Source organism: Micromonospora coxensis, assembly GCF_900090295.1.
In the GTDB taxonomy this organism is placed as follows: Bacteria; Actinomycetota; Actinomycetes; order Mycobacteriales; family Micromonosporaceae; genus Micromonospora; species Micromonospora coxensis.
In genome coordinates this window covers 2377132-2396175 of record NZ_LT607753.1, presented here as the reverse complement: position 1 = coordinate 2396175, position 19044 = coordinate 2377132, and the positions used below count along the sequence as shown (strand labels likewise).

Here is a 19044-nt window from a genome sequence, read left to right as displayed (position 1 = left end):
ACGGAAGGGCACGACCGGTCGCCGGTCGTGCCCTTCCGCGTACCGGGGCCCGGGTGGCCTGAAGTTTTCCTTCAGTTCAGCGTGAAGTATTGAAACTCCTGTTCGCCTTCGGGTTGACTGTCGTCCATGCGCACCCGCAGTCGTACCGCCCATCTCGCCGGCGTCCTGCTGCTGACGCCGCTGATCAGCCTGGCCGGGCCCGTACCGGTCGCGGCGGCCGACCCCGGCGTCGGCACCGCCGCCGAGGACGCCCCCCGCTCCTCGTCACACCCCGCCGGTTCGGTCACGCTGGCCCGCGACCCGGCCGCCGGCGTCGCCACGACCGCGACGACCACCGGCGTCGAGCCGGCCGGTGGCCTGGAGACCGAACGGACCACCCGGCCGGTCGCGCCGGGGCTGCACCTGACCTCCTTCGACCGGTACGACGCGGCCGGCTGGTTGCGCGCCGACGCGCTCACCGCCGACCTCGGCGGCGGGCTGCGGGTCGACTACGTCAACTCCGGCGCGGTGGCGAAGGCCGAGCCGCTGCGTGCCGCGGTGGACCGGTCCCGCGCGGTGGCCGCCGTCAACGGCGACTTCTTCGACATCAACAACTCCGGCGCGGCGCAGGGCGTCGGCATCCAGGACGGCGAGCTGGTCCAGTCGCCGGTCGCCGGCCACGACAACGCCGCCGCGATCACCGCCGACGGCCTCGGCCGGGTGGTGCAGGTGCACTTCGACGGCACCGCCACGCTGCCCGCCGGACCGCTGCGCCTGACCCAGTTCAACAACATGGTGCAGGCCGGCGGCGTCGGCGTCTTCACCGCGCTCTGGGGGTCGTACCCCCGGGCGCGCGCGGTCGCCGGGGCGGCCCGGGTGGCCGAGGTGCTCGTCCGGGACGGGCGGGTCGTCTCGGTGGCCGGCGCGGCGGGTGAGGGGCCGATCCCGGCCGGCAGCACCGTGCTGCTCGGCCGGGACGCGGGCGCCGACGCGCTGGCCGCGCTGCGCCCCGGTGACCCGGTCGACCTGACCTGGCAGCCGAAGCCCTCCGACGGCGGCCCGCTGCGCGCCGCCGTCGGTGGCGGCAACGTGCTGGTCCGCGACGGCGTGGTGCAGTCCGTCGCCGACCCGACCCTGGCCCCGCGCACCGCGGTCGGGTTCTCCGCCGACGGCCGGCGCATGATCCTGCTCACCGTGGACGGCCGGCAGGTGGACAGCCGGGGCGTCACGCAGACCGAGATGGGCCGGATGATGGCCGAACTCGGCGCGCACCACGCGCTCAACCTGGACGGTGGCGGCTCGTCCACCCTGCTCGCCCGGGAGCCCGGCGCGGCGGCCGTGCAGGTGGAGAACAGCCCGTCCGACGGCGTCGAACGGGCCGTGCCCAACGGCCTGGCCGTCTACGCCCCGCAGGGCAGCGGCCGGCTCACCGGGTACTGGCTGGAGACCGCGAGCGACCCGACCGCCGCGCCCGGCGTCGCCCCGGTCCGGGGTGGCCGCCCCGACCGGGTCTTCCCCGGCCTGACCCGCCGGCTCACCGCCGCCGGCCACGACGAGACGTACGGCCCGGCGGCCGGCACGCCCCGGTGGCGGGCGAACCCGGCGGTGCACGGCACGGTGCGCGACGGCGTCTTCACCGCCGGCGCCCCCGGCCGGAGCACCGTCACCGCCTGGCGGGACGCCGCCAGCGGCACCCTCGACCTGACCGTGCTCGGCCCGCTGGCCCGGGTCGACTCCACCGTGGACCGGGTCGGGCTGAACCGGGCCGGGGACACCGGCCTGTTCGGTGTCGTCGGCTACGACGCGGAGGGGAACACCGCCCCGATCGAGCCGGCCGACCTGCGGCTGGAGTACGACCGTGAGCTGCTGGAGGTCACCCCCACCGCCGACGGCAACCTGTCGGTGAAGGCGCGCACCGACAGCGGCTCGGCCCTGGTCACCGCCCGGGTCGGCGACCACGTCACGGTCCTGCCGGTCACCGTCGGGCTGACCGACGTGCCGGTGGCCGGCTTCGACGACGCGGCGTCCTGGCGGTTCAGCCAGGCCCGGGCCGCCGGCTCGGTCGCCCCCGCCCCCGGGCGCACCGGCACCGGGCTGCGGATGTCGTACGACTTCAGCCGCTCGACCGGCACCCGGGCCGCGTACGCCGACCCGCCGGCCTGGATCCCGGTGCCCGGCCAGCCGCAGGCGTTCGGGATGTGGATCCACGGCAACGGCACCGGGGAGTGGCCCAGCCTGCACCTGCACGACGCGCAGGACACCCAGCACGTGCTGCGCGGCCCACTGGTCACCTGGAGCGGCTGGCGGTACGTCGAGTTCGCCGTCCCGGCCGGGGTGCAGTACCCGCTGCGGGTGCGCCGGTTCTACGTGGCCGAGACGCGGCCGGAGGCGCAGTACACCAGCGAGGTGATCGTCGACGACCTGGTGGCGAAGGTGCCACCCACTGTGGACGTACCCGCCGAGCCGGCCCGCACCGACCGGGTGGTGCTGCGCGACGGCACCGTCGACGGCGCGCCCTGGCGCTTCGCGGTCATGTCCGACGCCCAGTTCGTCGCCGCCGACCCCGACAGCGACCTGGTCGCCCAGGCCCGCCGTACGCTGCGCGAGGTCCGGGCCGCCGACCCCGACCTCCTGGTCGTCGACGGGGACTTCGTGGACACCGCGTACCCGGCCGACTTCGCGCTGGCGAAGCGGCTGCTCGACGAGGAGCTGGGCGGCGAGGTGCCCTGGTACTACGTCCCCGGCAACCACGAGATCATGGGCGCGCCGATCGACAACTTCCGGGCCGTCTTCGGTGCCACGCACCGGGTCCTCGACCACCGGGGCACCCGGTTCGTCATGCTGAACTCGGCCACTGGCACGCTGCGCGGCGGCGGCTTCGACCAGGTGCGGATGCTGCGCGAGGCGCTCGACTCCGCCGCCGGGGACCCGGCGGTCGGCTCGGTCGTGGTGCTGCACCACCACCCGCCGCGCGACCCGAGCCCGGCGAAGGCCAGCCAGCTCACCGACCGCAAGGAGGCGGCGCTGCTGGAGCAGTGGCTCGCCGACTTCCAGCACCGCACCGGCAAGGGCGCGCTCTTCGTCGGCGGGCACGTCGGCACCTTCCACGCCGACCGGGTCGACGGGGTGCCGTACGTGATCAACGGCAACGCCGGCAAGAACCCGTCCACCCCGGCGCAGCTCGGTGGCTTCACCGGCTGGACGGAGGTCGGCGTCGACCCGGTCACCCCGGCCGAGGCCGACCGGGCCCGGCGCGACCCGCTCGCCGAAGGGCCGCGCTGGGTCGCCGTCGAGTTCCACCCGCACGTCGACCGGCTGGCGGTGACCGCCCCGGCCACCGTCGCGGTGGGCGCCCCGGCCCGGGTGACGGCGACGCTGACCCAGCCCGGCGGCCGGACCGTGCCGGTGGCGGCGCCGGTGAGCGCGGACTGGTCGGCCTCACCGTCGGTGCACGTCGGGTCGGCGGCCGGGGTGAAGCCGTGGCACGTGGCGCGCTTCGACCCGGCGACCGGGGAGCTGACCGCGTTGCGGCCGGGCGCGTCGGTGGTGCTGGCGGTGACCGTCAACGGCGTGCGCGCCGAGGCGACGGTCGCGGTGACGGCGGTGGACCAGGGGGAGGCTCCCGCCGCCTGACGGGTGTCCGGGGCGCGCGGGTGCGACGCGTGCCCGGTCACCCGGGTGGGCCGGCGGGGTCACCCCCGCCGGCCCACCGGCTCAGAAGTCGCCCTCGGCGACCTGGAAGACGGTCAGTCCCAGCGAGCGCCACATCCGCACCACCTGCTGCCGGTCGTCGAAGACGCCGGCCACCCGGTAGCGGTCGCGCACCTCGCGTTCGTAGATCTCCTGCTTCACCACGGCGTCCTTGCGCCGGTCGCCCACCGCGCGCAGGTGCAGCCCGAGGTACGGCACCCGGACGTGCCGGTCCAGCCAGGCCACCGTCGCCTCGCGGGCGGAGGCGTCCCGGCCCGAGCAGAAGACCACCCCGTACCCGGCGGCGTGCATCGCCCGGACCGCCGCGATCACCGCCTCGTTCGGCGCGTCCTCGCCGACCCGGGTCATGTCGTACGGGCTGCGCGAGACGGTCAGCGCGACCGTGCCGTCGATGTCGACCAGCACGATCTCCGGTGGTCCGGACGGCGCGGTGGCCACCTCGGCGGGCCGGCCGGTGCGGGCCGTGGGCACCGGCAACGGCAGCGGCCGGTGGGCCAGGTAGCGCTCGTGCAGCCGGCGGATGGCCGCCTCGCCGACCCGGTCGCCCTCGGCGCGCGCGGCGTCGCGGCGCAGGCACTCGTCCAGCGGCACGTCGGTGAAGTCGTGCACCTCGAACCGCGCGCCGTGGCGGGCGGCCAGGTCGGCCCACTCGCGCAGGGTGCGCGAGCGCAGGTTGGTGTCGTCGACGCAGACGCTGGCCCCGGAGCCCAGCAGGGCCTCCACCTGGGCCCGCTGCACGAGCGTCACCTGGTACTCGGCGCGTTGGGTGAAGAGCCGCTCGCCGTGCAGCATCCGGCGCAGGTCGTCCCGGTTGACCCGGACCACGGCCGGCTGGAGCGTACGGGCGAAGGTGGTCTTGCCGGAGGCGGGCAACCCTCGGGTGGCGACCAGACGGGGCGTCCTGCCCGTCCCGCTGCGGATCGGGGACGAATCGGGCACGTCCCCACCGTACGCCGCCGCCGTGAATGCTGCTCCCGGGCAGTGGGAATGCGGCAGGTGCGCCGGGCGTTGGCGTGTGCGGACCGATCGTGCGGCCCGCCTGACGGGTCGGCTCACGCCCATGGCACACTGGTCAATCGGCCACCGGTTCCGGTTCACGCCCGAGTCCGTCGCGCACCAGGCGACGGGGAGATCAGCGGCGACCCGGCGACCACCGACGAGAGGACCGAGGCGACATGAAGCCCAACATCCACCCGGAGTACGTGACCACCGAGGTCTCCTGCTCCTGCGGTAACACCTTCACGACCCGCAGCACCGCCAAGGGCGGCGCCATCCACGTCGAGACCTGCAGCGCCTGCCACCCGTTCTACACCGGTAAGCAGCGCGTCCTCGACACCGCCGGCCGGGTCGCCAAGTTCCAGCAGAAGTACGCCAAGGTTCAGGCGAAGAAGGCCAAGTAGCTTTCCCGACGACGCCCGTGTCCGGCTCCGTGCCGGGCGCGGGCGTCGTCCGTTCTGTCCCCTTTCTGGTCGTCCGACCAGCAGCTCGCCCCGTCCGCCCGATCGTCGAAGGAGCACCCCCGCATGAGCAGCGAGCGTCTGGCCGCCCTCCTCGACGAGTACGCGGAGTTGGAGAAGCGGCTGGCCGACCCGGCCATCCACGCCGACCAGGGCACCGCCCGCCGGGTCGGCCGCCGGTACGCCGAACTGGTGCCGCTGCACAAGGCCGCCGGTGAGCTGGAGCAGGCCCGCGCCGACCTGGCCGCGGCCCGGGAACTGGCCGCGGAGGACCCGTCCTTCGCCGCCGAGGCCGACGCGATCGCGGGCACCCTGCCGGCGCTGGAGGAGCGTCTGGCCGAGCTGCTCATCCCGCGCGACCCGCACGACGCCAAGGACGTGATCATCGAGATCAAGGCCGGCGAGGGCGGTGAGGAGTCGGCGCTCTTCGCCGGGGACCTGCTGCGGATGTACACCCGGTACGCCGAGCGTCGTGGCTGGCTCACCGAGGTGATCGACGCGCAGGACTCCGACCTGGGCGGGGTCAAGGACGTCTCGCTGGCCATCAAGACCAAGGGCGTCCCCGAGGGTGGCAACGGGGTCTGGTCCCGGCTCAAGTGGGAGGGGGGCGTGCACCGGGTGCAGCGCGTCCCGGTCACCGAGTCGCAGGGGCGCATCCACACCAGCGCCGCCGGCGTGCTCGTGCTCCCCGAGGCCGAGGACGTCGACGTCACCATCGACCCGAACGACCTGCGCATCGACGTGTTCCGCTCGTCGGGGCCGGGCGGGCAGTCGGTCAACACGACCGACTCGGCGGTCCGGATCACCCACCTGCCGACCGGTGTCGTGGTCTCCTGCCAGAACGAGAAGTCCCAGTTGCAGAACCGTGAGCAGGCGATGCGCATCCTGCGCGCCCGGCTGCTCGCGGTGGCCCAGGAGCAGGCCGACGCCGCCGCCTCCGACGCCCGCAAGGCGCAGGTGCGCACGGTGGACCGCTCGGAGCGGATCCGCACCTACAACTTCCCGCAGAACCGGATCACCGACCACCGCATCGGCTACACGGCGTACAACCTGGACCTGGCCCTCGCCGGTGACCTGGACGGCGTCCTGGACGCCCTCGCCGAGGCCGACCGCGCCGCCCGCCTGGCCGGCGACCCCGAACTCACCCGCCGCTGACCCCACCCCACCCCACCCCACCCCGCACGGCCCCACCCCGTCCGCACTTTCAGAGAAAGAGTGGCTATTCCGCGCGGAATAGCCACTCTTTCTCTGAAAGAGGCGCCTCGGCAGGGCGCGGTGGTGGGGTGGGGGATTTGAGGGCGCGGTGGTGGGGTGGGGGTCAGGAGGCGTGGGGGCGGTGTTTGGCGCGCAGCATCTCCCGGTCGGCGGTCTCGAACGCCGCGCCGAGCGCTTCCCGGGCCGCCCCGCCCTCGACCTCGGCGAAGCCGATGCTCACCCCGACCGGGGTGCCGGGCACCAGTGACTCCCAGTCCTCGGTGCGCACCGCGGCGTCGATGCGCCGGGCCACCTCGGCGGCCTCGGTCATCCCGGCCCCGGACAGCACCACGACGAACTCGTCCCCGCCGTAGCGGGCCACGAAGTCGCCCCGGCGCATCACCCGGTTGATCACCCCGGCGATGCGTTGCAGGACCAGGTCGCCGGAGTGGTGGCCGTGGTGGGTGTTGACCGCCTTGAAGCCGTCCAGGTCGCAGACGCCGATCACCACCCGCTCGCCCCGGGCCGTCACCGAGGCGACGTAGCGCTCCAGCCGGCGGCGGTTGGGCAGGCCGGTCAGCGGGTCGGTGAGCGCCTCGCCCTCGTACCGGGCGGCCTCGCGGCGCATCTCCTCGTGGTCGATGCGGGCGGCGATGCCGTCGATGTAGACGTCGCGCAGCCGGTCGTTGCGCTGGGCGGCGAGGCGGAACGCCATCCGGTCGGCCCGGTGCGCGGCGGCGTGGTCGCCCGCCCGGGCGAAGGCGATGCTGCGCAGCCGGGACGGCTCGGCCGCCCCGAGCGTCTCGTTGGAGACCCGGGCGCTGTCCAGGCGGGTGATCGCCTCGATCGGCCGGCCGCCGGCGATCGCCAGGCAGATCTGCCCGAGCTGGCGCATGTCCCGGGCCCGGGCGCTGTCCCCGCCGTGGCCGAGCAGGCGGACCGGGTCGGACTGCGTGCCGCTCTCCACCGGGTCGCCGAGGGCCGCGCGACGGGCCGCCGCGTAGCCGTACGCGGCCAGACTGCTGGGGCGCAGCCGGTCGCTGCGCCCGTCGCGGACGAACCGGGCCAGGTCGATGGCGATGTCCCGGAGCACCCGCAGGCAGCCGTCGCTGTCGCCGTTGTGGTCGAGGGCGACCGCGTTGCGCAGCCGAATGCCCGGCGCGGCGAAGACCTCCTCGGGGAGCCCGGCGGCCAGCCCGTGCTGGCGGGCCCGCTCGATCGCGCCGAGCGCGTAACCGTGGAAGCTCAGGTAGGAGTACGCCATCGCCAGGTCGTGCCAGCCCCAGGCGGTGTCCCGGTCCTCCTCCTCGGCCGCGCCGAGCGCCCGGGCGGCCCGGACCAGATGGGTGACGCAGCGGTCCAGCGCGCCCTGGTGGTGTGCGGCCAGCGCGGCCAGCGCGTTGAGGTGCCCGTGCAGGTACGGCTCCGGCAGGTCGCGGACGGCGTCGGAGGCCTCCTCGATGGCCCGGGTGAACTCCGCCGTGCGGCCGAGATTGATCAGTGCGCAGAGCCGCTGGACCGACGCGTCGGCCCGGGCGTTCGGGTCGTCGGTGGTGCGCAGCACCCGGTCGAGCAGCCCGCACGCCTCGGCCGAGCGGCTCGCCTCCTGCAACGCCCGGGAGCGTTGGAGAGCGTCAACCTGGTCGTCGACCCGGTCGAGCCACGCCACCTGCCAACCTCCCTGTCGGTGTGCGTCGGGACGCACCCGCTCGTGGTGGGGGCCGCGACGCTTCATGATTATGTCGTGACCTCCCTGCCGCGCCACCCCTCCGAAGGGACAGAACGCGAGCGGCCTTCACTGGCCGTGGCCCGCGCCGCCCGGGTCCTCGCCGACGCCGGGGTCGCCTCGGCCCGGGCGGAGGCCGAGCAGCTCGCCGCGTACGTGCTGGACGTGCCCCGGGGGCGGCTGGCGCTCGCCGACGGCTTCGACCCCGGCCAGCGGGACCGGTTCGAGGCGCTGGTGGCCCGCCGGGCCGGGCGGGAGCCGTTGCAGCACCTGACCGGCCGGGCCGGCTTCCGGCACCTGGAGCTGGCCGTCGGGCCGGGGGTGTTCACGCCCCGCCCGGAGACCGAGCTGCTCGCCGGCTGGGGGATCGACCGGGCCCGGCGCCGGCCCGACCCGCTGGTGGTCGACCTGTGCTCCGGCTCCGGCGCGATCGCCCTGGCGGTGGCCCAGGAGGTGCCGGCGGCGCGGGTGGTGGCCGTGGAGCGCTCGCCGGCCGCGCTGGCGTGGCTGCGGCGCAACGCCGCCGAGCGGGCCGCGGCGGGGGACCGGTCGATCGAGGTGGTCGCCGCCGACGTCACCGATCCGCGGCTGCTGGCCGCCCTGGTCGGCCGGGTCGACGTGCTGCTCTGCAACCCGCCGTACGTACCGCGCGCGGTGGTCGTACCGCCGGAGGTGGCCGGGCACGACCCGGACGAGGCGGTCTTCGGCGGGGCGGACGGCCTGGACGTGATCCGGCCGGTGCTGTCGCGCGCGGCCGAGCTGCTGCGCCCCGGCGGTGGGCTGGGCGTCGAGCACGACGACACGCACGGCGCGGCGGTGCCGGCGCTGCTCGCCGCCGACGGCCGGTACGCCGAGGTCGAGGAGCACCGCGACCTGGCCGGCCGGGCCCGGTTCGCCACCGCGTCCCGCCGGGCGGACGGCCCCCGCCCCGGCGCCGCCCCGGCGTGGCAGACTGGCTCCTCGTGATGCTCTACGACTGTCGGTCGCCCGCCGACCGGGACCGCGGCATCGCCGCTGCCGTCGAGGCGGTCAAGAACGGCGAGCTGGTCGTCCTGCCGACGGACACGGTCTACGGGGTCGGGGCGGACGCCTTCACCCCGTACGCGGTCAAGGCCCTGGCCGACGCCAAGGGCGGCACCCGGCAGGCGCCGCCGGTGCTGATCGGCTCCCGGCACACCCTCGACGGCCTGGTCTTCTCGCTGCCCCGCGCGGCCCGCGACCTGGTCGAGGCGTTCTGGCCGGGGGCGCTGACGATCGTCGTGGAGCACTCGCCGAGCCTGGCCTGGGACCTGGGCGACGCCAGCGGCACGGTGGCGGTGCGGATGCCGCTGCACCCGGTCGCGCTGGAGGTGCTGCGGGAGACCGGCCCGATGGCGGTCGCGTCGGCCAACAAGGCCGGCCAGCCGGCCGCGCTGACCGCCGAGGAGGCACGCGACCAGCTCGGGTACCAGGTCCGCGCCTACCTGGAGGCCGGGCCCTGCCCGGATCCGGTGCCGAGCACGATCGTCGACCTCACCAACGAGGTGCCGCGGGTGCTGCGCCTCGGCGCGATCGGTCTGGACAAGCTGCGGGACGTCGTCCCGGACATCCTCGACCAGCAGGGGGCCTGAGTGCCGCCGTTCACCGTCCTGCACGTCTGCATGGGCAACATCTGCCGGTCCCCGATGGCCGAGCGGCTGCTGGCGCTGGCCGTCCGCCAGCGGCTGGACCGGCTCGGCGTCGATCCGGCCCGCGCCGACGAGCTGCTGCACAGTCACAGCGCGGGCACCGGTGGCTGGCACGCCGGCGAGGAGATGAACCCGCCGGCCGCCCGCCAGGTGCTCGCCCGTGGCGGTGACGTCGACGGCTTCGCCGCCCGCAAGCTGCGCTCGGATCTGATCGACGCCGCGGACCTCGTCCTCACCGCCACCGCCGACCAGCAGGAGTACGTGGTGGCGCTGCGTCCGGACGCCGCCGCCCGCACCTTCGTGCTCGGTGAGTTCGGCCGGCTGCTCGGGCTGGTCGACGCCGCCGCCCTGCCGGCGGCGCAGCCCACCCCCGACGCCGTGTACGCCCGGGGCGTGGCGCTGGTGGCGGCCGCCGACGCGGCCCGCGAGGGGGCGTCCCCGCTGCACTCGGACGACCTGGACGACCCGTGGGGGCGGGGCGACCAGTGCTTCAGCCGGGTCGCCGACGAGATCGAGGAGACCGTCCACCCGCTCACGGCGGCCCTGCTGCCCTGACCGGCGGCCGGCGTCGTGGCCGGTGGCCCGGCGGCGGCACGAGCCGGCCGGATCGGCCGACCACCCTCCCGGGTGACCGGGGGCGGCGTGTCCGGCGCTGCGCGCCGCGTCCCGCTCGCGAATTTCCTCCGGATCTGGGGAAACGTGAGGGCGGAAGAGGCATAGCGGGTCATTCTGGACGGGTCCTGCCGGCTCCTGCGGGGAGAGCTGATGATCCGGGCCCATCTCGACAAGTTGTTCACCGTGGTGATCGCCGGCGTGCTCGCCGGGCTGGTGCTGGCGGTGGCGGCCCTGCCGGCCGCGCTGGTGTTCGGGATCGGCTTCGGCGCGTTCGCCCTGCCGTACTCCGAACTGCCGGAGAGCCTGCGCAAGCCACCGACGATCCAGCGGTCGAACCTGTACGCCAACGACGGCCGCACCCTGATCACGTCCTTCTACACCGAGGACCGGGTGGACGTGCCGCTGGACAAGGTGGCCCCGGTGATGCGGCAGGCCATCGTGGCCGCCGAGGACGCCCGGTTCCACCAGCACAAGGGGGTGGACGTCCGGGGCGTGGTGCGCGCCTTCACCAACAACCGACGGGACGGCGTCGCCCGGCAGGGCGCCTCCACGCTGACCATGCAGTACGTGCGCAACGTGCTGGCGGGCGACCCCCGGCTGACCAAAGAGCAGCGCCAGGCGGCCACCGAGATCACCGCCGCCCGCAAGATCCGGGAGATGCGGTACGCCCTCGCGCTGGAGCGGGGGCTGAGCAAGGACGAGATCCTCAAGCGCTACCTCAACATCGCCTATTTCGGCGCCGGGGCGTACGGGATCGCCGCGGCCAGCAAGCGCTACTTCTCGATCCCACCCGCCCAGCTCACGCTCGCCCAGGCGGCCCTGCTGGCCGGCCTGGTCCGCTCGCCCGACACCGACGACCCGATCAACGGCGACGCCGACGCCGCACTGGGCCGCCGCGGCTACGTGCTGGACCGGCTGGTGGAGCTGGGACAGGTGCCGCCGGACGACGCGGCGCGGGCCAAGGAGGCCCCGCTGGAGTTGCGGCCCAGCGAGACGCCGAACGACTGCACCGCTGTGCCGGCGGAGCGCAACGACTGGGGGTTCTTCTGCGACTGGTTCACCCAGTGGTGGAGCGCCCAGCCGGCCTTCGGCGGGTCGGCTCCGGAACGGCAGGACACCCTGCGCCGCGGCGGCTTCCGGATCGTCTCCTCGCTCGACCCCGACGTGCAGCAGGCCGCCATGCGGCAGGTGCTCGACATCTACGACCGCGACGAGCGGCACGCGGTGCCCACGGCGGTGGTCCAGCCCGGCACCGGCCGGGTGCTGGCCATGGCGGTCAACCGGAACTACAGCGTGGCCGGCAACCCACCCGGGTGGAAGAACCACCCGAACACGGTCAACCAGCTCGTCGGCGGCGGCAACGGCATCGACGGCTACCAGGCCGGGTCGACGTTCAAGCTGTTCACCCTGCTGGCCGCGCTGGAGTCGGGGCTACCGCTGGAGACCGGCTTCCACGCCCCCAGCCGGATCCTCACCCGCTTCCCGGCCGACGAGGGACGGGCGAGCTGCGGGGGCCAGTGGTGCCCGGTCAACGCCTCCCCGTCGTACATGGACGGCTACCACAGCATGTGGACCGCCTTCGGCCGCTCGGTGAACACCTACTTCGCCTGGCTGGCCGAGCGGGTCGGGGCGGAGAAGGTGGTGGAGATGGCCCAGCGGCTGGGCATCGTGTTCCGCGCCGACGGTGACGCCGAACTGGCCCGTGGCGGCGCCCGGGACTGGGGCGCGTTCACCCTCGGGGTCTCCTCCACCACCCCGCTCGACCTCGCCAACGCGTACGCCACCGTGGCGGCCGAGGGCACCTGGTGCGCCCCGCTGCCGGTCCTGTCGATCACCGACAGCGCCGGGCAGGAGGTGGCCGCCGGGCGTCCGGACTGCCGGCAGGTCGTCGACACGGACGTGGCCCGGGCGGCGGCCGACGCGGCCCGTTGCCCGGTCGGCGACCAGTCCATGTACGGCCGCTGCGACGGCGGGACGGCGGAGCGGCTGCGCCGGGCGCTCGGCCGGCCGGTGGCCGGCAAGACCGGCACCTCGGAGCGGAACGAGACGACGTCGGTGGTGGCCTTCACCCCGCAACTCGTGGTCGCCCAGATCGCCGCCAACCCCGACGACCCGCGCGACCCGGTCGGCCGGACGGTGCAGAGCCGGATGGTCGCGGCGATCGGGGAGATCCTGGACCAGTCCCTGCGCGAGCAGCCGGTGCGCGACTTCGTCCCGCCCAGCGAGGCGGTCGCCTACCGCGTCGGCGGCCCCCGCGACGGCAACTGACCGCCGCCGCGCGTGGTCGACCGCAGCCGCCGCGCGTCGCAGGCAGGCCGCACGCCCGCCGCCGCGCGTCGCCGGCAGGCCGCACGCCCGCCGCCGCACGCCGCAAGCTCGCCGCACGTCGCTGACGCGCGCCGCAGGCAGGCCGCACGCCGCCGGCGCGCACCGCAAGCTCGCCGCACACCGCCGACGCACGCCGCAAGCACGCCGTCCACCCATGCCGCCCCTGCGCGCTGGACGCGCGGGCGCCGGAGGTCAGCGCGAGTGGGCGGCGCCTCGGGCGATGTTGCGGGCCATGCCGCCGAAGACGACGGCGTGGAACGGGGCCACCGCACCCCAGTAGAGGTGTCCGGCGAGGCCACGGGGGAGGAAGACGGCGCGCTGCACGTAGCGGCTGCGGCCGTCACCGGCGGGCTCGGCGCGCATCTCCAGCCAGGCCCGCCCCGGCAGGCGCATCTCGGCGCGCAGCCGCAGCAGCTCGCCCGGGACGATCTCCTCGACCCGCCAGAAGTCCAGCGCCTCGCCGACCTGGAGGCGGTGCGGGTCGCGCCGGCCCCGGCGCAGCCCCACCCCGCCGACCAGCCGGTCCAGCCAGCCCCGCACCGACCAGGCGAGCGGGAAGGAGTACCAGCCGTGCTCGCCGCCGACCCCCTCGATGACCCGCCAGAGCGCGTCGCGCGGGGCGGCCACCGTCCGCTCCCGGACGTCGGTGTAGGCCGTGCCCCCGGACCACTGCGGGTCGCTGGGCAGCGGCTCGGCCGGCGCGTCCGGCCCGCTCGCGGTCGACCAGCGGGTCTCCACCTCGGCGTCGCGCACCTTCGCCAGCGCCAGCGCGACGGCCTGGTCGAAGTCGGTCAGCCCGTCGGGCGGGTCGGGGATCCAGCGGGCGATGTCGTGCTCGCCCGCCACCGCCTCGTGGATCAGGCTCTCCACCAGCGGTCGGGCGATGCTGTTGGGCACCGGCGTGATCAGCCCGACCCAGTGCGAGGAGAGCGACGGGGTCAACGGCCGCACCGGCAGGATGATCCGGCGGCGCAGGCCGGCGACCCGGGCGTAGCGCTGCATCATCTCCTGGAAGGTGAGCACGTCCGGGCCGCCGATGTCGAAGGCCCGGTCGACCTCGGGCGGCAGGGTGGCGCAGGCGACCAGGTAGCGCAGCACGTCGCGGACCGCGATCGGCTGGATCCGGTTGCGCACCCAGCGCGGGGTGACCATGGCCGGCAGCCGCTCGGTCAGGTAGCGCAGCATCTCGAACGACGCCGAGCCCGAGCCGATGATGACCGCGGCCCGCAGCACCACCGTCGGCACGCCGCTGGCGAGCAGGATCCGGCCGACCTCGGCGCGGGAGCGCAGGTGCGGTGAGGGCAGCTCGCCGTCCTCCTTCGGCTCCGGCCCGCCCAGGTAGACGATCCGGCGTACGCCGGCTGCGGCGGCGGCCTCGGCGAAGTGGGTCGCGGCCTCCCGGTCGGCGGCCTCGAATCCGGCCTGCCCGAGCGAGTGCACCAGGTAGTACGCGACGTCCACGCCGGCGAAGGCGGCCGGCAGGGTCTCCGGTTTCCGCAGGTCGCCCTCGGCGATCTCGGCGCGCGCCGCCCACGGCACGTCCCGCATCCGGCCGGCCTTGCGGGCCAGGCAGCGCACCTCGTGGCCCTCGGCGAGCAGTCGGGGCGCGAGCCGTCCGCCGATGTAACCCGTGGCTCCGGTGACGAGGCATCTCACGGCTCCCAGTGTGCGGCCCCATAGACTCCTTCGCTGTGGAGAACGCGAGGGACACCTTCTGGGGGCCGGACTTCCAGCAGCTCAGCACCGTCGACCCGGAGATCGCCGGGGTGGTGCTCGGCGAACTGGACCGGCTGCGCGGCGGCCTGCAACTGATCGCCAGCGAGAACCTCACCTCCCCGGCGGTGCTCGCGGCGCTCGGCTCCACCCTCACCAACAAGTACGCCGAGGGCTATCCGGGCCGGCGGTACTACGGCGGCTGCGCCGAGGTGGACCGGGCCGAGGAGATCGGCATCGCCCGGGCGAAGGAGCTCTTCGGGGCCGAGCACGCCAACCTCCAGCCGCACTCCGGGGCCAGCGCCAACCTGGCCGCGTACGCCGCCCTGGTGCAGCCGGGGGACACCGTGCTGGCGATGGACCTGCCGCACGGCGGGCACCTCACCCACGGCAGCCGGGTGAACTTCTCCGGCAAGTGGTTCCACACCGTCGGCTACACCGTCCGACCGGACACCGAGCTGATCGACTACGACGAGGTGCGCGACCTCGCGCGGGAACACCGGCCCAAGATGATCATCTGCGGGGCCACCGCGTACCCCCGCCTGATCGACTTCGCCCGGTTCCGGGAAATCGCCGACGAGGTCGGGGCGTACCTGATGGTGGACGCCGCGCACTTCATCGGCCTGGTCGCCGGGAAGGCGATCCCGTCGCCGGTGCCGCACGCCGACGTGGTCTGCTTCACCACCCACAAGGTGCTGCGCGGCCCGCGCGGCGGCATGATCCTCTGCCGGGAGTCGCTGGCCCAGCGGATCGACAAGGCGGTCTTCCCGTTCACCCAGGGCGGCCCGCTGATGCACGCCGTCGCGGCCAAGGCCGTCGCGCTGCGCGAGGCGGCGCAGCCGGAGTTCCGGGCGTACGCCGCCCAGGTGGTCACCAACGCGCAGGCGTTGGCCGCCGGGCTGGCCGCCGAGGGGATGCGGCCGGTCTCCGGCGGCACCGACACCCACCTGGCCCTGGTCGACCTGCGCGAGACCGGGGTGACCGGGGCCGAGGCCGAGGCCCGCTGCGACGCCGCGACCATCACCCTGAACAAGAACGCCATCCCGTACGACCCGCAGAAGCCGATGGTCGCCTCCGGCATCCGGGTCGGCACCCCGAGCGTCACCACCCAGGGCATGCGGGAGGGGCAGATGCGGCAGGTCGCCGCGCTGATCGCCCGCGCGGTCCGCACCGACCCGTCGGCCCCCGGTGGCGCCGACACGCTCGCCGGGATCGCCGGCGAGGTCGCCGAGCTGGTCGCCGCCTTCCCGGCGTACCCCCGTGGCTGAGCCCGGGGTGCGCGCGGTGCGGACGGGCGACGACCGGCGCTGGCGGTTGCGGCACCTGCCGGTGCTGCTGCTGGCCTCGGCGGTGCTGGGCGGGGTGGCCGGCCTCGTCGGCGGGCTGACCGGCGGCGCCGACGCGGCGCTCGGTGCGGCGGCCGGGGTGGCGGTGACCGTGGTCAGCTACACCCTGACCACAGTGGTGCTGGCCTGGGCCGACGCGATCAACCCGCAGCTGGTGCTCCCCTTCGGACTCGGCCTGTACGCGGCGAAGTTCACCCTCCTCGGCGTGGTGATGGTGGCGGTGGCCTCGACCGGCTGGGACGGTTTGATTCCGCTCTGTGTCGGCATCGCCGCCGGCGTGGTGGTCTGGACCGGGGTGCACATCTGGTGGCTGACCAGGGTGCATTCCCGCGACTCGGCCCGCTGAGCGTCCCACCTGTCGGACGGCGCACCGCACTGTCGGCGTTCGGTCGTTTTCTGGGTGGCGGAAGGGGAGTAGCGTGCCCCCAGACGACGTGACCCGCCATGCGCCCACACAACGACGGTTGTGCGGGGGGTGAGGCACAGCCTCGTCTCCCCGGCTGATATCGTTCGCCCCGTCATGGCTGGTGACCAAAACCCCCGACCCACCGGCGGCCCGGACGACGTTCCGCCCGGAGCCGGCCAGGGTTGGACCGCGCTCTCGTACCTCATCGGGGGCATGCTCGTCTGGGGTTTCATCGGCTGGCTGGTCGACCAGTGGCTCGACACCGGGGGCATCGCCACCGGGATCGGCGTCGTGCTCGGCATGGCCGGGGGGATCATCCTGGTCGTCCGCCGACTCGGCACGCCTACTTAGGAAGGGACGCGGTGTTCGGACAGGCGAACGTCCTGGCAGCGGGCCAGGCGGCATTCCCACCCAGCGTGGAGGACTTCTACCTGCCCAGCATCCTGCCCTGGGGTGCGGAGAACTCGTACTGGTTCACCAAGATCACCGCCATGGTCTGGATCGCGGTGGGCGTCCTGATCGTCTTCTTCCTGGCCAGCTACCGCAAGCCGCAGCTGGTCCCGACCAAGAAGCAGTGGCTCGCCGAGTCGATCTACGGCTTCGTGCGCAACAACATCGCGGTCGACATGATCGGGCACGCGGGTGTGCGGTTCGCGCCGTACTTCACCACGCTGTTCTGCTTCATCCTGCTGACCAACTTCTTCGCGATCGTGCCGCTGTTCCAGATCTCGCCGAACTCGCACATCGCCTTCCCGGCCTTCCTCGCCGTGATCAGCTACGTGATGTTCATCTGGGTCGGCATCCGGCACCACGGCTTCGGCAAGTTCTTCAAGAACTCCCTGATCCCGCCGGCGCCCTGGTACATCCTGCCGCTGCTGATCCCGATCGAGTTCTTCTCGACCTTCCTCGTCCGGCCGTTCTCGCTGGCCGTGCGTCTCTTCGCGAACATGTTCGCCGGCCACATGCTCCTGCTGGTCTTCACGCTCGGCGGCTTCGCGATGCTCAACGCCAACGTCTGGCTGGCGCCCGTCTCGGTGCTGTCCTGGGCGATGACCGTCGCCCTGACCTTCCTCGAGTTCCTGGTGATCGTCCTGCAGGCGTACGTCTTCACGGTGCTGACCGCCAGCTACGTGCAGGGCGCGCTCGCCGACGAGCACTGATCCACCGGGCGGGTGCTCGCGAGCGAACACTGGTCCACCTCAGTACCAACAGTTGTCGTCCCGCGTGACCGTCACGCGTGATAACCAGGAGGAACCCACTAATGGACATCTACGCCGCGGTAGAGGGCAGCACCGCCGCCATCGGCTACGGTCTCGCGGCCATCGGCCCGGGCATCGGTGTCGGCCTGGTCTTCGCCGCCTACATCCAGTCGACCGCCCGCCAGCCGGAGTCGTCGCGGATGACCCTGCCGTACGTCTGGATCGGCTTCGCCGTCATCGAGGCCCTCGCGCTGCTGGGCATCGCCTTCGGCTTCATCTGGCAGGGCAACCTCTAATTCGGCCCCTCGACCGGGAGGTCTTCCATGTTCTTCCTCGCCGCAGAGGGTGGTGAGTCGACCCACAACCCGATCGTGCCGATCTGGCAGGAGATCGTGGTCGGTGGTATCGCCTTCATCCTGCTCTGCATCGTGCTGATGAAGTTCGTCTTCCCGCGCATGGAGCAGACGTTCCAGGCTCGGGTCGACGCGATCGAGGGTGGCATCAAGCGTGCCGAGGCCGCCCAGGCCGAGGCCAACCAGCTCCTCGAGCAGTACCGGGCACAGCTCGCCGAGGCGCGGACCGACGCCGCCAAGATCCGGGACGACGCCCGGGCCGACGCGGAGGGCATCCGGCAGGACATCCTCGCCAAGGCGCGGGAGGAGTCCGACCGGATCATCGCGGCCGGCAAGGAGCAGCTCGCCGCCGAGCGGGCCACCATCGTGCGCGAGCTGCGCACGGAGGTCGGCACCATCGCGGTGGACCTGGCCAGCAAGATCGTCGGTGAGTCGCTCGCCGACGAGGCGCGTCGCAAGGGCACCGTGGACCGGTTCCTGAGCGGTCTCGAGAGCACGGGGGCCCGCTGATGCAGGCCGCCAGCCGGGAGTCGTACAAGGTCGCGGCCGAGCGCCTCGACGCGTACGTCCGCGGCGCGGAGCCGTCGGCGGTGGCCACCACCGCCGACGACATCCTCTCCGTCGCCGCGCTGCTGCGGCGCGAGCCGCGGTTGCGTCGGGCGCTGTCGGACCCGGCGCGCTCCGGCGCGGACCGCTCCGGTCTGCTCGGTGAGATGCTGCGCGGCCGGATCGGCGCGGACGCGCTCGACCTGCTCGTCACGCTGGTCTCCGGCCGTTGGTCGGTGCCCTCGGAGCTGCTCGACGGCACCGAGCGGCTCGGCGTCGAGGCGCTGCTGGCCAGCGCCGACTCCGCCGGCGAGCTGGGCGAGGTCGAGGACGAGCTGTTCCGCTTCGGGCAGGTCGTCTCCGGCTCGCCGGAGCTGTCCAACGCGCTCTCCGACCCGATGGTCCCGGCCGAGCGGCGGGCCACCCTGGTGGACCAGCTGCTCGCCGGCAAGGCCCGCCCGGTGACCGGCTACCTCGTCGGGGTCGCCCTCGGCGGGTTCGGGGGACGCTCCTTCAGCGGGGCGCTCACCCGGCTGGTCGAGCTGGCCGCCGACCGGCGGGACCGGCAGGTCGCGTACGTGACCGTGGCCGCCCCGCTGAGTGACGAGGAGGAGCGACGCCTCGGTGCCCGCCTCTCCGCGATGTACGGTCGAGAGGTTTCCGTCAAGCAGACGGTGGACCCGGAGGTGCTCGGTGGGGTGAGCGTGCGGGTCGGCTCCGACCTGTACGACGGCACCGTTCTGCGCCGCCTCAACGAGACCCGCAACGCGCTCGCGAAGCGCTGACCAGCGTCCTCGCAGCCCT

General features: G+C 74.2%; 17 protein-coding genes. 14 read left to right on the top strand and 3 right to left on the bottom strand.

The window, feature by feature from the left end:
• Window positions 1-126 precede the first annotated feature (126 nt).
• Window positions 127-3612: a phosphodiester glycosidase family protein gene (locus tag GA0070614_RS10695; protein ID WP_088975815.1), complete on the top strand. Its 3486-nt coding sequence runs from the start codon at window positions 127-129 to the stop codon at window positions 3610-3612.
• An 81-nt stretch (window positions 3613-3693) separates the two neighbouring features.
• Here GA0070614_RS10695 and GA0070614_RS10690 read toward each other — a convergent pair whose 3' ends face one another.
• Window positions 3694-4629 carry a phosphatase domain-containing protein gene (locus tag GA0070614_RS10690; RefSeq protein ID WP_231933605.1) on the bottom strand — a complete coding sequence of 312 codons (936 nt, stop codon included), beginning with the start codon at window positions 4627-4629 and terminating at the stop codon, window positions 3694-3696.
• Window positions 4630-4865: 236 nt separating this feature from the next.
• Between GA0070614_RS10690 and rpmE the strand changes: the two genes are divergently transcribed.
• Together rpmE and prfA are read left to right on the top strand one after the other, a co-directional pair.
• On the top strand, window positions 4866-5090 hold the full coding sequence (gene rpmE, locus GA0070614_RS10685; RefSeq protein WP_088975813.1) for a 50S ribosomal protein L31: 225 nt from the start codon (window positions 4866-4868) through the stop codon (window positions 5088-5090).
• A 123-nt stretch (window positions 5091-5213) separates the two neighbouring features.
• Entirely contained in the window at window positions 5214-6302 is a 1089-nt protein-coding gene (gene prfA / locus GA0070614_RS10680; RefSeq protein ID WP_088975812.1) for a peptide chain release factor 1, read from the top strand.
• A gap of 163 nt (window positions 6303-6465) precedes the next feature.
• Here prfA and GA0070614_RS10675 read toward each other — a convergent pair whose 3' ends face one another.
• Window positions 6466-8010, bottom strand: a complete 1545-nt coding sequence (locus GA0070614_RS10675) for a GGDEF domain-containing protein (protein ID WP_088975811.1) — start codon at window positions 8008-8010, stop codon at window positions 6466-6468.
• Between the two features lie 75 nt (window positions 8011-8085).
• Here GA0070614_RS10675 and prmC point away from each other — a divergent pair, with 75 nt between their 5' ends.
• The 4 genes from prmC (at window position 8086) to GA0070614_RS10655 (ending at window position 12617) form a co-directional block, all read left to right on the top strand.
• Window positions 8086-9033 (top strand): peptide chain release factor N(5)-glutamine methyltransferase, encoded by a 948-nt coding sequence (gene prmC / locus GA0070614_RS10670; protein WP_088975810.1) that lies wholly within the window; start codon window positions 8086-8088, stop codon window positions 9031-9033.
• A complete protein-coding gene (locus tag GA0070614_RS10665; protein WP_088979361.1) occupies window positions 9033-9677 on the top strand; it encodes an L-threonylcarbamoyladenylate synthase in 645 nt (214 codons plus the stop codon). The genes prmC and GA0070614_RS10665 overlap by 1 nt, the downstream gene beginning before the upstream one ends.
• Window positions 9678-10289 (top strand): arsenate reductase/protein-tyrosine-phosphatase family protein, encoded by a 612-nt coding sequence (locus GA0070614_RS10660; protein ID WP_088975809.1) that lies wholly within the window; start codon window positions 9678-9680, stop codon window positions 10287-10289.
• A gap of 210 nt (window positions 10290-10499) precedes the next feature.
• Window positions 10500-12617, top strand: a complete 2118-nt coding sequence (locus GA0070614_RS10655; protein ID WP_088975808.1) for a transglycosylase domain-containing protein — start codon at window positions 10500-10502, stop codon at window positions 12615-12617.
• Window positions 12618-12869: 252 nt separating this feature from the next.
• On the opposite strand, the gene GA0070614_RS10650 is transcribed toward GA0070614_RS10655, so the two are convergent.
• Window positions 12870-14333 carry an SDR family oxidoreductase gene (locus GA0070614_RS10650; RefSeq protein ID WP_088975807.1) on the bottom strand — a complete coding sequence of 488 codons (1464 nt, stop codon included), beginning with the start codon at window positions 14331-14333 and terminating at the stop codon, window positions 12870-12872.
• A gap of 35 nt (window positions 14334-14368) precedes the next feature.
• On the opposite strand from GA0070614_RS10650, the gene GA0070614_RS10645 reads away from it, so the two are divergent.
• The 7 genes from GA0070614_RS10645 to GA0070614_RS10615 all read left to right on the top strand — a co-directional run bounded on the left by GA0070614_RS10645 (window position 14369) and on the right by GA0070614_RS10615 (window position 19025).
• Window positions 14369-15658: a serine hydroxymethyltransferase gene (locus GA0070614_RS10645; RefSeq protein WP_172892406.1), complete on the top strand. Its 1290-nt coding sequence runs from the start codon at window positions 14369-14371 to the stop codon at window positions 15656-15658.
• Complete coding sequence (locus GA0070614_RS10640; RefSeq protein WP_088975805.1) at window positions 15651-16082, top strand: hypothetical protein; 432 nt, start codon at window positions 15651-15653, stop codon at window positions 16080-16082. Before GA0070614_RS10645 ends, GA0070614_RS10640 begins: the two co-directional genes overlap by 8 nt.
• A 174-nt stretch (window positions 16083-16256) precedes the next feature.
• Window positions 16257-16493 (top strand): AtpZ/AtpI family protein, encoded by a 237-nt coding sequence (locus tag GA0070614_RS10635; protein WP_088979360.1) that lies wholly within the window; start codon window positions 16257-16259, stop codon window positions 16491-16493.
• A gap of 11 nt (window positions 16494-16504) precedes the next feature.
• Complete coding sequence (atpB, locus tag GA0070614_RS10630) at window positions 16505-17302, top strand: F0F1 ATP synthase subunit A (RefSeq protein ID WP_088975804.1); 798 nt, start codon at window positions 16505-16507, stop codon at window positions 17300-17302.
• Between the two features lie 101 nt (window positions 17303-17403).
• On the top strand, window positions 17404-17637 hold the full coding sequence (locus tag GA0070614_RS10625; RefSeq protein WP_088975803.1) for an ATP synthase F0 subunit C: 234 nt from the start codon (window positions 17404-17406) through the stop codon (window positions 17635-17637).
• A 27-nt stretch (window positions 17638-17664) separates the two neighbouring features.
• The gene (locus GA0070614_RS10620) at window positions 17665-18204 is read left to right on the top strand and encodes a F0F1 ATP synthase subunit B (RefSeq protein ID WP_088975802.1); all 540 of its coding nucleotides are present in this window, start codon (window positions 17665-17667) and stop codon (window positions 18202-18204) included.
• Window positions 18204-19025: a F0F1 ATP synthase subunit delta gene (locus GA0070614_RS10615; protein WP_088975801.1), complete on the top strand. Its 822-nt coding sequence runs from the start codon at window positions 18204-18206 to the stop codon at window positions 19023-19025. The genes GA0070614_RS10620 and GA0070614_RS10615 overlap by 1 nt, the downstream gene beginning before the upstream one ends.
• The last annotated feature ends 19 nt before the right edge of the window (window positions 19026-19044 follow it).